General features: G+C 67.2%; 11 protein-coding genes. 5 read left to right on the top strand and 6 right to left on the bottom strand.

Annotated features, from left to right (window positions below; genetic code table 11):
* Positions 1-82 precede the first annotated feature (82 nt).
* The 4 genes from IWX65_RS02900 (at position 83) to IWX65_RS02885 (ending at position 6,120) form a co-directional block, all read left to right on the top strand.
* Positions 83-1,441 carry an HRDC domain-containing protein gene (locus tag IWX65_RS02900; protein WP_196880950.1) on the top strand — a complete coding sequence of 453 codons (1,359 nt, stop codon included), beginning with the start codon at positions 83-85 and terminating at the stop codon, positions 1,439-1,441.
* A gap of 65 nt (positions 1,442-1,506) precedes the next feature.
* Entirely contained in the window at positions 1,507-2,757 is a 1,251-nt protein-coding gene (locus IWX65_RS02895) for a thiolase family protein (protein ID WP_334683606.1), read from the top strand.
* On the top strand, positions 2,754-4,877 hold the full coding sequence (locus tag IWX65_RS02890) for a 3-hydroxyacyl-CoA dehydrogenase NAD-binding domain-containing protein (RefSeq protein ID WP_196880949.1): 2,124 nt from the start codon (positions 2,754-2,756) through the stop codon (positions 4,875-4,877). Before IWX65_RS02895 ends, IWX65_RS02890 begins: the two co-directional genes overlap by 4 nt.
* A gap of 34 nt (positions 4,878-4,911) precedes the next feature.
* Positions 4,912-6,120: an MFS transporter gene (locus tag IWX65_RS02885; protein ID WP_196880948.1), complete on the top strand. Its 1,209-nt coding sequence runs from the start codon at positions 4,912-4,914 to the stop codon at positions 6,118-6,120.
* Between the two features lie 105 nt (positions 6,121-6,225).
* On the opposite strand, the gene IWX65_RS02880 is transcribed toward IWX65_RS02885, so the two are convergent.
* Entirely contained in the window at positions 6,226-6,555 is a 330-nt protein-coding gene (locus tag IWX65_RS02880; protein ID WP_196880947.1) for a DUF3060 domain-containing protein, read from the bottom strand.
* 16 nt (positions 6,556-6,571) lie between these two features.
* Between IWX65_RS02880 and IWX65_RS02875 the strand changes: the two genes are divergently transcribed.
* Positions 6,572-6,979 carry a hypothetical protein gene (locus IWX65_RS02875; RefSeq protein ID WP_196880946.1) on the top strand — a complete coding sequence of 136 codons (408 nt, stop codon included), beginning with the start codon at positions 6,572-6,574 and terminating at the stop codon, positions 6,977-6,979.
* A gap of 140 nt (positions 6,980-7,119) precedes the next feature.
* On the opposite strand, the gene IWX65_RS02870 is transcribed toward IWX65_RS02875, so the two are convergent.
* The 5 genes from IWX65_RS02870 to ileS form a co-directional block, all read right to left on the bottom strand.
* Positions 7,120-8,097, bottom strand: coding sequence for an aldo/keto reductase (locus IWX65_RS02870; RefSeq protein ID WP_196880945.1), 978 nt, complete (start codon positions 8,095-8,097; stop codon positions 7,120-7,122).
* A 67-nt stretch (positions 8,098-8,164) separates the two neighbouring features.
* Positions 8,165-8,581 carry a nucleoside-diphosphate kinase gene (gene ndk, locus IWX65_RS02865; RefSeq protein ID WP_196880944.1) on the bottom strand — a complete coding sequence of 139 codons (417 nt, stop codon included), beginning with the start codon at positions 8,579-8,581 and terminating at the stop codon, positions 8,165-8,167.
* A 41-nt stretch (positions 8,582-8,622) separates the two neighbouring features.
* On the bottom strand, positions 8,623-9,081 hold the full coding sequence (locus tag IWX65_RS02860; protein WP_196880943.1) for a DUF4233 domain-containing protein: 459 nt from the start codon (positions 9,079-9,081) through the stop codon (positions 8,623-8,625).
* 6 nt (positions 9,082-9,087) lie between these two features.
* Entirely contained in the window at positions 9,088-10,470 is a 1,383-nt protein-coding gene (locus IWX65_RS02855; protein ID WP_196880942.1) for a bifunctional folylpolyglutamate synthase/dihydrofolate synthase, read from the bottom strand.
* Positions 10,467-13,763: an isoleucine--tRNA ligase gene (ileS, locus tag IWX65_RS02850; protein WP_196880941.1), complete on the bottom strand. Its 3,297-nt coding sequence runs from the start codon at positions 13,761-13,763 to the stop codon at positions 10,467-10,469. Before ileS ends, IWX65_RS02855 begins: the two co-directional genes overlap by 4 nt.
* Positions 13,764-14,011: the final 248 nt, after the last annotated feature.

Genomic DNA, 14,011 nt, shown 5'->3' with positions numbered 1-14,011 from the left:
CCACGAGCCCCGGCCGAGCGTCCACCAGCCCCGGCACCCGCAGCTCGAACGGCAATCACCGCGGGGATAGACTGAAATCACCATGAGTTCCCAGACTTCCGAGCAAGCGGGCAACATTCCCGCTCCTGAAACACTCCCCCCGAACGAATTCCCCGAAAACGGTCCGCCGCTCGCCGTGCTGACCGACCCGCGCGACGGCGTACCCCTCGTCATCGATACGCTTCCCGGGCTGGAGCGGGCAGCGGCGGCCCTCGCTGCCGGAACCGGTCCCGCGGGAGTGGACGCCGAACGGGCATCGGGGTTCCGCTACGGGCAACGGGCCTTCCTCGTACAGATCCGGCGGGAAGGGGCAGGGACCTGGCTCATTGACCCCGAACCCTTCCGGGACCTGAAAATCCTCGATGACGCCCTCGAGGGGGTCGAGTGGATCCTGCATGCGGCCAGCCAGGATCTGCCGTGCCTTTCGGAACTGGGCATGTGGCCGGACAAGTTGTTCGACACCGAGCTTGCGGCACGGCTCGCCGGACTGCCGCGGGTGGGTCTCGCCGCCGTCATCGAATCCCAGCTCGGCTTCTCGTTGGCGAAGGAACACTCGGCAGCCGACTGGTCCAAGCGCCCGCTGCCCGAGCCGTGGCTGCGCTACGCGGCCCTCGATGTCGAGGTCCTCACGGAACTGCGGGACAAGCTGGTGGAGCGCCTCGCCGAAAGCGGCAAGCTCGCCCTTGCCGAAGAGGAATTCGAGCACATCCGCACGTCCCCCCTGGCAGAACCGAAGACCGACCCATGGCGCCGCACCTCCGGGCTCCACCAACTGCGTGACCGCCGCCAGCTCGAAGCGGTGCGCCAGATGTGGCTCGAGCGCGAGGATCTCGCACAGCGCCGTGACGTCGCCCCGGGTCGCCTGATCCCGGACTCGGCCATCGTGGCCGCGGCGAAGGCGATGCCGTCGACCGTCCCGCAACTGCTCTCCACCAAAGGCTTCAACGGCCGAGCCGCGCAGAAGGAGGCGCCCCGGTGGATCAAGAGCATCAACGACGCCCGGAAGGCCACCGACCTGCCGCCCCTGCATGTTCCGAGCAACGCGCCGCCTCCTCCGCGTATCTGGGCGGAGAAGGACCCGGAGGCTGCTGCACGGCTCGGAACGGCTCGACCCAGGGTGGCAGCCCAGGCGGAGAAACTCAACCTGCCCCTGGAGAATCTCCTGACCCCTGATTTCCTCCGGCGGATCGCCTGGCGCCCGCCCGCGGACATCACTCTCGAAACAGTCAGCTCGGCGCTTGCAGCACTGGGAGCGCGGCAATGGCAGATCGAGCAGGTCGCGGCAATCATCACCGTGGCCTTCCTCGATCCTGATCCGCTCCCCGCCAAGAATTCCGGCGGAGGATCCGGCACGGCGTCCGGCACGGAAAACATTCTCCGGCTCGATGCCTCTGCCGGCTGACTTGCCACCCTAAGTTACCGGTCAGTAACCTAGTCGCGGACCAACATCTCAAAGAGGAGCAACAGGTGAGCGCAGAAATCGAGACCAGCCCTGCCCGCGGAGCATCGCGCCGCGTCCGGGACGTCGTCTTCGTCGACGGGGTACGCACTCCTTTCGGCAAGGCCGGAAGCAAGGGAATCCACGCCGGAACACGGGCCGATGACCTCGTCGTGAAATGCATCCGCGAGCTCATGCGCCGGAACCCCTCGCTTCCGCCGGAGCGTATCGACGACGTCGCCATCGCCGCGACCACCCAGACCGGCGATCAGGGCCTGACGATCGGGCGGACCGCCGCGCTGCTCGCGGGCCTGCCGCGGAGCGTGCCCGGATTCGCGATCGACCGCATGTGCGCCGGCGCCCTGACGGCCGTGACCACCACTGCCTCGGGCATCGCCTTCGGCGCCTACGACGTCGTCATCGCCGGTGGTGTCGAGCACATGGGCAACCACCCAATGGGTGCCGGAACGGACCCCAACCCCCGGTTCCTGTCCGAGCGCCTCGTGGACCCCGCCGCCCTCAATATGGGGAATACCGCGGAGAATCTCCACGACCGATTCCCCGCGATCACCAAGGAGCGCACCGACGCCTACGCGGCCCGGAGTCAGGCGAGGTTCGCCGCAGCGCTTGAAGCCGGGCACATCCAGCCCGACCTCGTGCCCGTCGCGGGCAAGAAGGCCGGAGCCGGCTGGACCCTCAACACCGCTGATGAGCCGCCCCGTCCCGACACCACCGTCGAGGACCTCGCACAGCTCCGCACGCCGTTCCGTCCGCACGGCAGGGTGACCGCCGGCAACGCGGCAGGACTGAACGACGGCGCGACGGCGGCACTGCTCGCCTCTGCCGACGCCGCAGCGGAGCTGGGCCTTCCCGTCCGGATGCGCCTCGTGGCCTACGCCTTCGCCGGCGTCGAACCCGAGGTCATGGGAATCGGCCCGGTCCCGGCCACCGAGAAGGCCCTGCGCCAGGCAGGGCTGGACATATCCGATATCGGGCTGTTCGAGATCAACGAGGCCTTCGCCGTGCAGGTGCTGACCTTCCTCGACTCCTTCGGCATCGACGACGAGGACCCGCGCGTCAATCGCTACGGCGGCGCCATCGCCGTCGGGCATCCGCTCGCGTCCTCCGGCGTCCGCCTCATGAACCAGCTTGCACGCCAGTTCGAGAAGGACCCGGCCGTGCGCTACGGAATGACGACAATGTGCATCGGCCTCGGAATGGGCGCCACCGTCATCTGGGAGAACCCCCACCACGCCGACTATGGACAGGACGCAGCATGAGCTTCGACCGCTTCGAGGAACTTGCCGCGCTGGTTCCCACCGAAATCGTCACCCATTCCTATGTTCAGGACATCGACCTCCCGTTCGGGGCCGGGGTGTTGGCGCTGATCACGCTCGACAACGACCTCGACTCCGCGAAGCCCACCACCCTGGGCCCGAACACGCTGATCGAATACGGCCGAACCCTCGAAGGCCTCAAGGAGCGTGCCGGACGTGGCGAGATCCAGGCCGTCGCCGTGACGGGCAAGCCGTACTTCCTGGTGGCCGGTGCCGATCTCTCGACCGTGAAGTCGCTGAAGTCCGAGCAGTACGGGCTCCTGATGGCCGAGCTGGGCCACGAGGCCTACAACCTCTTCGGAAGCCTGGGCGTTCCGAGCTTCGCTTTCATCAACGGTGTCGCCCTGGGCGGCGGGCTGGAGATCGCTCTCGCCGCCGATTACCGCACGGTGTCAACGGGTGCCAACGGCATCGGTCTCCCGGAAGCCTTCATCGGGCTCGTTCCCGGCTGGGGCGGCGTGTATCGGTTGCCCCGTCTCATCGGGCCTGCCGCAGCAGTGAAGGTCATGATCGAGAATCCACTGAGCAACAACCGGATGCTGGGCGGCGCGGCGGCGTTCGAGCTCGGGATCGCCGACCGGCTCTTCGAGCCGGCGGATTTCCTGGAGCAGTCGCTTTTGTGGGCGGCGACGATCGTCGCCGGGGATGCTGCTGCCATCCGGACGCAGCAGGAGCGGCGCTCGCGGCTCGGATCCTACGACGACGCCACCTGGGACGCCGCCGTCGCCGCCGGTCGGGCCTTCGTCGAGGCGAAGACCCGCAACGCCGCCCCGGCGCCGTCCAGGGTCCTCGACCTCTTCGAAGCCGGGAAGAACTATTCCAGGGAGGAATCGGCCGTCGCCGAGTGCAAAGCGCTCAGCGACCTCATGCAGACCCCCGAGTTCCACTCGACGGTGTATGCCTTCCTCGACCTCGTGCAGAAGCGTGCCAAGCGCCCTGTCGGCGCGCCGGACCGGAAGCTGGCCCGGCCCGTGACGAAGGTGGGCATCGTGGGCGCCGGCCTGATGGCCAGTCAGCTCGCGCTGCTGTTCGCCCGCAATCTCAAGGTTCCCGTGGTGCTCACTGACATCGACCAGGCCCGCGTGGACAAGGGCGTGGCGTACGTGCACGCCGAAGTGGACAAACTGCTGGGCAAAAAGCGACTGTCCCTGGACGCCGCCAATCGCACCAGGGCGCTGGTCTCCGGCTCCGTGTCGAAGAACGTCTTCGCTGATGCGGACTTCGTCATCGAGGCCGTCTTCGAGGAGCTGTCCGTCAAGAAGCAGGTCTTCGCCGAAGTCGAGGCCGTGGTCACCCCGGAGTGCATCCTGGCCACCAACACGTCCTCGCTGTCAGTGGCGGAGATGGCCGCCGACCTCCAGCACCCCGAGCGCGTGGTGGGCTTCCACTTCTTCAACCCGGTGGCGGCAATGCCGCTGCTCGAGATCGTCAGGGCTCCCAGGACCGACGACGCCGTCCTCGCGACCGCCTTCGCCCTCGCCAGGGATCTCAAGAAGAATGCCGTCCTGGTCCAGGATGCGCCGGCGTTCGTGGTGAACCGGATCCTCGGCCGCATGTTCGGCGAGATCACCAGGGTCTTCGACGAGGGGACCGATGCCGAGATCGCCGACAACGCGCTCCGCCCGATGGGCCTTCCCATGACCCCCTTCCGGCTCCTCGCGCTCGTCGGCCTCCCCGTCGGGCAGCACGTCCAGGAGTCGTTGCGCGCAGCGTTCGGGAGCCGCTTCCACGTCTCGGCCAACCAGCAGAAGCTGATCGACGCGGGGGTCAAGGGCCTGTGGGAGAAGCACGACGACGGCACCTCGACGGTTCCGGGATCAACCCTTGCACTCCTCGAGCGCGGGGATTCGCCGTCGTCGGGTGCGGAAGTGCTGCGACGGACGCAAGATGCCCTCGCGGACGAGATCGGCCGCATGCTCGACGAAGGGGTTGTCGCTGCTCCCGAGGACATCGACCTGTGCGTCATCCTGGGCGCCGGCTGGCCCCTGCACCTCGGCGGGATCACCCCTTACCTGGACCGCACGGGCGCCTCGGAACGGGTCAACGGCAGGACCTTCCACTAGGCGACCGCGTGCTGCAGAGTTCGCGGTCCTGTCGGTGACGGCCACCGGCCCGGTGGCCGGAGTCGGACCGAAGTCGTGGCGCCGGCCGGCGCTGGCTATGTTCACCGTGGGTTACGGGGCCAATCAATTCGTTCCGCTCCTGGCGGTCTACCGCCGGACGCTGGGTCTTTCCGACGCCGAGGCGACAGCGGTTTTCGTCGTGTACGCCGTCGGCCTGATTCCCGGCCTGCTCGTGGGCGGCAGGATCAGCGACCGGCAGGGTCGTCGCCGTCTGATGCTCGCCTTCGCCGCCCTGTCGCTGGTCGCCACCATGGTGCTGATCAGCGGTCAGTGGGGTGTCAGCGGTCTGTATGCGGGCCGCTTCCTGACGGGTGTTGTCTCCGGGGCGATTTTCAGCATCGGTACGGCCTGGATCAAGGAGCTCTCCGAAACGGCCGCCGAGGGAGCCGGCGCCCGGCGAGCAGCGCTGGCGCTGACAGCCGGGCTTGGAATCGGACCCCTGATAGCAGGACTCCTTGCCCAGTGGGCTCCCGCTCCGCAGGTACTGCCCTACCTGGTGCACCTCGTCATCGCAGCGGTGGCACTCGTGCTGCTCTTCCGCGCCCCCGAAACCCGATTCCCCGGCCCAGCGCCGGCACGGCCCCCGCAGTTGCTTCCAGCAGCAGCGGCCACCCCGGCATTCCGGCTGATCATCGTCCCGATGGCGCCCTGGGTCTTCGGCAGCGTCACCCTCGTCTTCACCACCCTGGGCGAGCACGCAGTGCCGCGCGACAACTCCCTCGCGGTGGCCTTCTCAGGCCTACTGGCCGCTTTCGCACTGGCCGCCGGCGCACTGATCCAGCCGACGGGCCGGCGCCTGTCCTCCGCAACGAGGAGCCCGGGCGGTGCAGCGGCTGTCGGATTGGCGGTGGTCGCTACCGGGTGCCTCGCGGCCGCGGGCGCCACCGCCTGGCCTTCCCTCTGGAGCGCGGCTGCCGCGGCGCTGCTGCTGGGTGCCGGGTACGGGCTGTGCCTGATCGTGGGACTGGCCGAGGTCGAGGAACTCGCCTCACGCGAAGAGCTGGGTGGGGTGGTGGCGCTGTACTACAGCCTTGCCTATGCGGGTCTTGCGATACCCTACCTACTCGCCCTCGCAGCGCCCTCGATCGGCTACCCGGTCGCCCTGCTGGCAACGGCCTGCGCGGCGATGCTCACACTCATCGCCGTCGCCGCCGGCAGCAGACGCCTGGGATCTGCCCGCTGACCCACACCAGCAGCCCGTCCGGCCGTCGATTCCTGCCGTCGCAAACGGTTCCCCGCGCCGCAGGTGCTGGGCCGGCAAAGCGGTCCGTCGAACCGTTGCGGCGAACTATGCGGCCGACACCGAGTTATTGCCTTCGGTCTCGATGACCGGTTCGCCCGACATGTAGGTGACGGTGTTGTCGTCCCCCTCGACATCGATGCTCCGCGTCTCTTCGACCTCGACCGTGTTACTGTCGCCGTCCACATCGATCTCGCCGATCGTAGCGGCTGTCACGGTGTTGTTGTTTCCTTCGATGTCGGCCTTCTCCGCGTTGTCACCGGTGATCGTGTTGTTGTCGCCGTCCACCTCGATGTCCTGGCAGTCGCCGGTGAATTCGAGTACGGTGTCGTCGGCCTCGACGTCGATGTCCCCGCCGCCGCTGCACTCGATGGTCACCGCTGTATCCGGGCTCGTGATCTTGTATTCCCCGCCCGCGGTCAGCGCGATGGCCGTGGTGGCACCCGGGCCCCCGGACGCCGACGCAGTGCTCGAGGAACTTGCCGTTCCCGACGCCGACGCAGTGCTTGAGGAACTCGCCGATTCCGACGCCGACGCGCTGGCGGAGGCACTCCCGGTTCCGGAGGCACCGGCGGAAGCAGATTCGCTCCCAGAGGGATCGCTGGAGGTGGATTCGGAGGATTCACCGGCGGTCGGGGCGGTCGTCGCAAGCTCGCTTGCGACGGTCGTGGCGGCCCCGGGCTGCGGAGCCGGTTCGGCGTTGCATCCGGTCAGCAAGGCCACGGCGGCAACTGACCCGAGAACGAGCGTGAGGGGACGGTACGTGGAATTCATTTTTTCTCCCTGGCTGGCTGACACCTGATCCGTACGGTTTTTGCGCAGCCCCGTCTGCCGAAGCCTGCAGAAAGGTAAGTCTACTTGCCATCCCCCTGGTGTCGCTGTCGGATCCGGGAGTTTACACAGCGGCCCGTGAATGCTTGTCGGGTGCGCCCGGGGCGCGCACTAGACGAGCAGCGACTTCGGCTGGCGGGGGAAGATCCGGTCCAGCTCATCAAGGTCCTCCACCGTCGGGGCCCAGGAAACGGCCGAGGCATTCTGCACCACCTGCTTCGGTGTGGTGGCGCCGGCGATCACGGACGCCACTGCGGGTTGGGCGGCGAGCCAGGAGAAAGCGACCTGCACTTCGGTGAGGCCGCGGGAATCGGCGAAGGCCCGGAACACCGACAGTTGCTCCCAGTCCGCCTTCTCGAGGATGCTCGTGCGGGAGTGGGTCAGCCGGCTGCCCTCAGGCACTGCACCCTGCCGGTATTTTCCGGTGAGCAGCCCGTTGGCGAGCGGGAAGTAGGGAAGCACGCCCAGGCCGTAGGCCTCGGCGGCAGGGATCACTTCGTTCTCCGTCCGGCGGTCGAGCAGGTTGTAGTGGTTCTGGGCCGAGATGAAGGGGGTGAAACCGCTCGCGCTGGCGGTCAGCTCCGCCGCGGCGACCTGCCACCCTGCGAAGTTGGAGTGGCCGAGGTACCGGACCTTGCCGCTGTGAACCAGGTCATCCAGCGCCGAAAGCGTTTCCTCGATGGGTGTCAGGCGATCCGGGACATGAAGCTGGTAGAGATCGATCCAGTCCGTGCCGAGTCGGCGGAGGGACGATTCGACAGCGCGGACGATGTAGCGGCGCGATCCTCTGGCTCCCCAGTCGGGTCCGTTGGCTCCGCCCATGTCCGCACCGAACTTCGTGGCCAGGACTACGTCGTCCCGCCGGCCGCCCAGCGCCCTGCCCAGCATCTCCTCACTGGTTCCGGGTGCCTTGCCGTAGATGTCAGCGACGTCGAAGAAATTGATTCCCGCGTCGATTGCTGCGCCGATGACGGCGTTGGTGCCGTCCTGGGTCTCGGTGGGGGTTCCAGCGCGACCCAGGTTGTTGCACCCCAGGCCCACTGTGGAGACACTGAGCCCGGAATTGCCTAATCTTCGATAGTCGGTCATGACCCCACGCTATCAAGAAGGTTGCTCGGGGTACCGGACGGCACCCCGAGCAACCGATCCGGCTTCGTCAGGAGAACCAGATCTCGATCTCTCGCCGGGCTGACTCGGCGGAGTCCGAGCCATGGACGAGGTTCTGCTGGACCTTCTCTCCCCAGTCCCGGCCGAAATCCCCGCGAATGGTCCCGGGCGCCGCCGTCGTCGGATCGGTGGTTCCGGCGAGGGAGCGGAAGCCTTCGATGACGCGCTGGCCTTCGAACACTGCGGCGACCACGGGGCCGCTCAACATGAACTCGACCAACGGCTCGTAGAACGGCTTGCCGACGTGCTCGGCGTAGTGCTCCTCGAGCAGCGCGCGCGTGGCAGAGACCAGTTTGAGGTCCGCCACAGTGTAGCCCTTGGCCTCGATGCGGCCCAGGATCACCCCGGTGAGGTTCCGGGAAACGCCGTCGGGCTTGATCAGTACGAGTGTGCGTTCAACGCTCATGAATTCTCCTCAGTAGTGCCGGGTTGTCCCCTTCGACTCTACTAGCCGGCCATCGGTCGGCCGTCGGTGGATTGGGGGTGCTCCTTCTCCCACTGCGCCTGAAGCCGGTCCCGCTCGATGTTCTCCCTGTCCAGGCGCGCCCCGGTCCGAACTCCATAGAGCCACGTCAGGGTGAAGGCGATTCCGACGAAGAACATGGCCGGTTCGAGGAAGCCGGTGGCGATCATGACGAACTGCAGGATCCACGCGATCGCGATCCCCCAGCGCTTCGTCAGTACGGCACAGTTCAGCACCAGGAGCACGCTCAGCGCTACCCCGAGTCCGAGGATCAGGCCACCCGGCAGTTCGTCGCGGCGCAGTCCGAAAATGGTGAGTGTTCCGAAGAACACCGCGAACGCCTCGAGGAGGAGCACCACCGAGGCGAACATCACCTTCACCGAACGGCGCTTCTTCGGCATGCCGGGGCGCCATTCGCGCTGGGCCTTGGTCATCCGTGCCATGGGTACCTACTTTCCAAGAAGGGTTCGCGCTTCGCCCACCATGGTGATCGAACCGGTGACGAGGATTCCCCCTGCGAGGTCGTTGTTCTCTTCCGCCTTCAGAACAGCCCATTCGAGGGCGTCGTCGAGCCGATCGACGATATTGATGTTCTCCTCGGCGAAGCCCGCGGCGAGCGCCGCCTGCAGCAGGTCGGTTGCGGGAATGGAGCGCGGCGACGTGGACTGCGTCAGGCAGACGTCCTCGAGGATGCCGCCGAGTTCCTCGTACAGTTCGGCGAAGATGCCGGCGGCGTCCTTGTCCTGCAGTATCCCGATGACCAGGACGAGCCGGGAGAAGTCGAACGCTTCCTTGATGCCTTTCGCTGCCGCCCGCGCACCCGCGGGGTTATGGGCGGCGTCCACGATGATGCTCGGGGCGGTGCGCACCACCTCCAGCCTGCCGGGTGAGGTCACCGACCGCAGGCCGTCGCGGATCAGCCCGGTCTCCAGCTGCCGCGTCCCGCCGCCCAGGAATGCCTCGACGGCGGCAACCGCCACTGCGGCGTTCTGGGCCTGGTGCTCGCCGTGCAGCGGGACCAGGAGTTCACCGTACCGGCCGGCCAGCCCGGTCAGTGATACCACCTGGCCGCCCACCGCGACGGTGCGGGATTCGACGCCGAACTCGACGCCCTCGAAGCGGAAGTCGACGCCGGTTTCCCGGGCCGTCTCCAGAAGCACCTGCGCGGCCTCACGCGGCTGGGCGGCGCTGACGAGGAAGCTGCCGGGCTTGATGATGCCGGCCTTCTCGCGGGCGATGTCCTCCAGGGTATCGCCGAGCAGCTCGGTGTGGTCGAGCGAGATGGGCGTGATCACCGCGACCTGTCCGTCCCCCACGTTGGTGGCGTCGGTGATGCCGCCGAGGCCCACCTCGAGAACGGCGACGTCGACGGGTTCGTCCGCGAAGACGGCGAACGCGAGGATGGTGACGCACTCGAAGTAGGTGAGGCGGGGTTCACCGGCAACCAGCAGTTCACCGTCCACGATGTCGAGGTAGGGCTTGACCTCATCCCAGACGCGCACGAAGGTTTCGTCCCGCACGGGCTCCCCGTCGATGCTGATGCGTTCGGTGACACGGGACAGGTGGGGGCTCGTGAAGCGCCCGGTCCGGAGGTCATGTGCCAGCAGGATGCTCTCGATCATGCGGGCCGTCGACGTCTTGCCGTTGGTGCCCGTGATGTGGATGATCGGGAATGCGCGGTTCGGCTCGCCCAGGATCTCCATGGCCCGGACCAGCGGTGCCATTCGTGGCTCCATCCTGTTCTCAGGGGCTCGGCTCAGCAGCTCGGCATACACGCTTTCCACCGAGAACCGGTCGAGGGGGCCTGTGCCGGCGGTGTCTTCGGTGCTCATTGGTGCCTTTCCACTGCGACGCTGAAATCGTCCTCAACGTCGTTCCCGACGACGCGCAGGACGCGCGTCAGTGTTTCGTCCTTGATGAGGTCGGCGTTCGCCTCGAGCGCGGCCACGTTCCCGGGGGCCACCGTCACCGTCGCGGTGATGCGGTCGCTGATGTCGAGATCGGCATCGCGGCGTGCCTGCTGGATGGCCCGGATGGCATCGCGGGCGGTTCCCTCTGCCGCGAGGGCGGGGGTGACCTCGGTGTTCAGGACGAGGAATCCGCCGTCCGGAAGCACCGTCACCGCCCGGTGTCCGGCATCGGAACCGGCCACGACCGTCTCGAGCGTGTACTCGTGGGCTTCGAGGGCGAGTCCGCCCGCGGTGACTGCGCCGTCGTCGCCGATGAACCAGTCCCCCGACTTCGACGCCTTGATGACTGTCTGGACCTGCTTGCCGAGGCGCGGCCCTGCGGCGCGCGCATTGACGGACAGCTTCTGCGTGATACCGAATTCGGCGGGCTCCGCGTCCGCCGAATCGACCAGCCGTACGGCCTTGAGGTTCAGCTCGTCGGCGATGATGGACTGGTATTGACCGGCCAGCTGCCCGGCACCAGGGGCGACGACGGTCAACTCCTGCAGCGGCAGGCGGACCCGCAGGTTCGCCGCCTTGCGCAGGCTCGACCCGGCCGAGCAGACCTGGCGTGTCCGGTCCATCTGCTCCACGAGGTCCGGAGCTCCCGGGAACAGCTCGGCGGCAGGCCAGTCGGTGAGGTGCACGGAACGTCCGCCGGTCAGTCCCCGCCAGATCTCCTCGGTGACCAGGGGCAGCAGCGGCGCCGCGACCCGGCACACCGCTTCGAGGCAGGTGTAGAGGACGTCGAAGGCGTCGGTGTCCTCGTCGAAGAAACGCTGCCTGCTGCGCCGGACGTACCAGTTGGTCAGCGTGTCGAGGTAGCGCCGGAGCGATTCGCAGGCGTCGCTGATGTTGAAAGCATCGAGGGAGACGGTGAGATCGCGCACCACGTTGCCGGTGTTGGCCAGGAGGTAGCGATCGATCGGCTCGCGGAGTCCTGCAGCGGCTTCTGCGGACACCGTTTTCGCGTCGTACCCCTTCCCGCCGTCCGCCGCGTTGGTGTAGAGGCTGAAGAAGTGCCATACGTTCCAGAGCGGCAGCAGGACCTGGCGCACGCCCTCCCGGATTCCCTGCTCGGTCACCACGAGGTTGCCGCCCCGCAGGATCGGCGAGGCCATCAGGAACCAGCGCATGGCGTCCGAACCGTCGCGGTCGAACACCTCCGAGACGTCGGGGTAGTTCCTCAGGCTCTTGGACATCTTCTGTCCATCAGAGCCGAGCACGATGCCGTGGCTGATGACGTTGCGGAAGGCCGGGCGGTCGAACAGTGCAGTGGAGAGGATGTGGAGCATGTAGAACCAGCCGCGGGTCTGGCCGATGTACTCGACGATGAAGTCCGAGGGGTTGTGGGTGTCGAACCACTGACTGTTCTCGAACGGGTAATGGACCTGGCCGTAGGGCATCGATCCGGAGTCGAACCAGACGTCCAGCACGTCCTCGACGCGGCGCATGGTCGACTGCCCGGTGGGATCGTCGGGGTTCGGCCGGGTCAGCTCGTCGATGAAGGGGCGGTGGAGGTCCACCTCGCCCTGCTTGTTGACGGGAAGCCGGCCGAACGCCTCCTGCAGTTCGGCGAGCGAACCGTACACGTCGGTGCGGGGGTATTCGGGGTTGTCGGACTGCCACACCGGGATGGGGCTGCCCCAGAATCGGTTGCGGCTGATGGACCAGTCCCGGGCGTTGGAAAGCCACTTGCCGAACTGCCCGTCCTTGACGTTGCCCGGGATCCAGTTGATGTCCTGGTTGAGTTCCACCATCCGGTCACGGAACTTCGTCACCTCGACGTACCACGAGGACACCGCGCGGTAGATCAGCGGGTTCCGGCAACGCCAGCAATGCGGGTAGCTGTGCACATAGCTGGCCTGGCGGAGCAGGCGGCCCTGGCCCTTCAGGATCCGGGTGATGGGTTTGTTCGCCTCGAAGACCTGCAGTCCCGCGATCTCCGCGAGTGGTCCGCGGGAGAACACCGGCAGGAAGCGGGCACCCTCATCGACCGAGAGGATCACCTGGATGCCCGCGGCCTCGCAGATCTTCTGGTCCTCCTCGCCGTAGGCCGGGGACTGGTGGACCAGGCCGGTGCCGTCGGTCGTCGTGACGTAGTCGGCGACGAGGAATCGGAAGGCGTTGCGGTAGCCGCCCTCCTCGGCGTCCGCAAGGTAGTCCCAGAGCGGCTCGTAGGTGAGGCCCTCGAGGTCCGCGCCGAGGTGTGTCGAGGTGATTCCGGCCCGCGCGGCCGCGGCATCGGCGAAGCCGAGGTCCTTCGCGTAGTTGCCGAGGAGGTCCTCGGCGATCAGATAGCGGCCGGGAACGCCGTCGCGCTCGGCCTCGACGACCACATAGGTGATGTCGGGTCCGACGGCGAGCGCCGCGTTGGTGGGCAGCGTCCAGGGCGTGGTGGTCCACGCGAGGGCCTGCACGCCCGCTAGATCGCGGGAAAGGGCAGAGCCGCCGGCGAGGATGGGGAAGGTGACGGTCACGGTCTGGTCCTGGCGGTCCTGGTAGACGTCCTCGTCCATGCGGAGCTCATGGTTCGAGAGGGGTGTTTCGTCGTTCCAGCAGTACGGGAGCACGCGGTAGCCGTTGTAGGTCAGGCCCTTGTCGTGCAGCGTCTTGAACGCCCAGAGCACCGATTCCATGTATTCGGGGTTGAGGGTCTTGTAGTCGTTGTCGAAGTCCACCCACCGGGCCTGGCGCGTGACGTAGCTCTTCCACTCCCCCGCGTACTTCATCACGGAGGCCCTGGAGGCGTCATTGAACTTGTCGATGCCCATCGCGACGATCTGCTGCTTGTCCGTCATGCCGAGCTGCTTCATGGCCTCGAGTTCGGCGGGCAATCCGTGGGTGTCCCAGCCGAAACGGCGCTCCACGCGGCGGCCGCGCTGCGTCTGGTAGCGGCCCACGAGGTCCTTCGCGTATCCGGTCAATAGGTGGCCGTAGTGCGGCAGACCATTCGCGAAGGGAGGTCCGTCGTAGAACACGAATTCGTTGGAGCCGTCGGCGCCGGCGTCGCGGGCGTCGATGGAGGCCTGGAAGGTGCCGTCCTCGTCCCAGTATCTGAGGATCCGCTCCTCGATGGAGGGGAACTTCGGCGATGCGGTTGCGGAAGCCGACGCAGGGGCTCCGGCGGCCGGCTGGGCGTCGCTTGAAACTGCTTTGGGGTAGATCTGCGGCATGTAGTCATCCTGTGGTGGCGGCGGTCGGAGCAACGGGTGGTGATCCTGCTGCGAGGACGGACGCTGCCCTCGGATACCGGTTGCCTCTCCGGTTGCCGGGAGCTGAACCCGCGGTACCACCTCACTTGCCGCCGTCGTCGGTGCCGCTCCCCTGGGGAGCGAGACCGCCCGGGCTGCCACTCATTTTCGGCTGTAACGGGCTTCCCCGTCCGGTTCTACTGGGCCGGCGGCCCTCTGCGGGCCGGCGT

The organism is Arthrobacter sp. CAN_A214, from assembly GCF_015751955.1.
Classification (GTDB): Bacteria; Actinomycetota; Actinomycetes; order Actinomycetales; family Micrococcaceae; genus Arthrobacter_D.
The sequence above is the reverse complement of the archived record's forward strand: the minus strand, read 5'-3'. Positions and strand labels throughout refer to the sequence as shown.

What these genes read in the sequence shown, in the direction of transcription:
- IWX65_RS02855 (WP_196880942.1), bottom strand. Translation starts at nt 10,470, where the DNA reads ATGAGCACCGAAGACACCGCCGGCACAGGCCCCCTCGACCGGTTCTCG.
- ileS (WP_196880941.1), bottom strand. Translation starts at nt 13,763, where the DNA reads ATGCCGCAGATCTACCCCAAAGCAGTTTCAAGCGACGCCCAGCCGGCC.
- ndk (WP_196880944.1), bottom strand. Translation starts at nt 8,581, where the DNA reads ATGAGCGTTGAACGCACACTCGTACTGATCAAGCCCGACGGCGTTTCC.
- IWX65_RS02870 (WP_196880945.1), bottom strand. Translation starts at nt 8,097, where the DNA reads ATGACCGACTATCGAAGATTAGGCAATTCCGGGCTCAGTGTCTCCACA.
- IWX65_RS02860 (WP_196880943.1), bottom strand. Translation starts at nt 9,081, where the DNA reads ATGGCACGGATGACCAAGGCCCAGCGCGAATGGCGCCCCGGCATGCCG.
- IWX65_RS02890 (WP_196880949.1), top strand. Translation starts at nt 2,754, where the DNA reads ATGAGCTTCGACCGCTTCGAGGAACTTGCCGCGCTGGTTCCCACCGAA.
- IWX65_RS02900 (WP_196880950.1), top strand. Translation starts at nt 83, where the DNA reads ATGAGTTCCCAGACTTCCGAGCAAGCGGGCAACATTCCCGCTCCTGAA.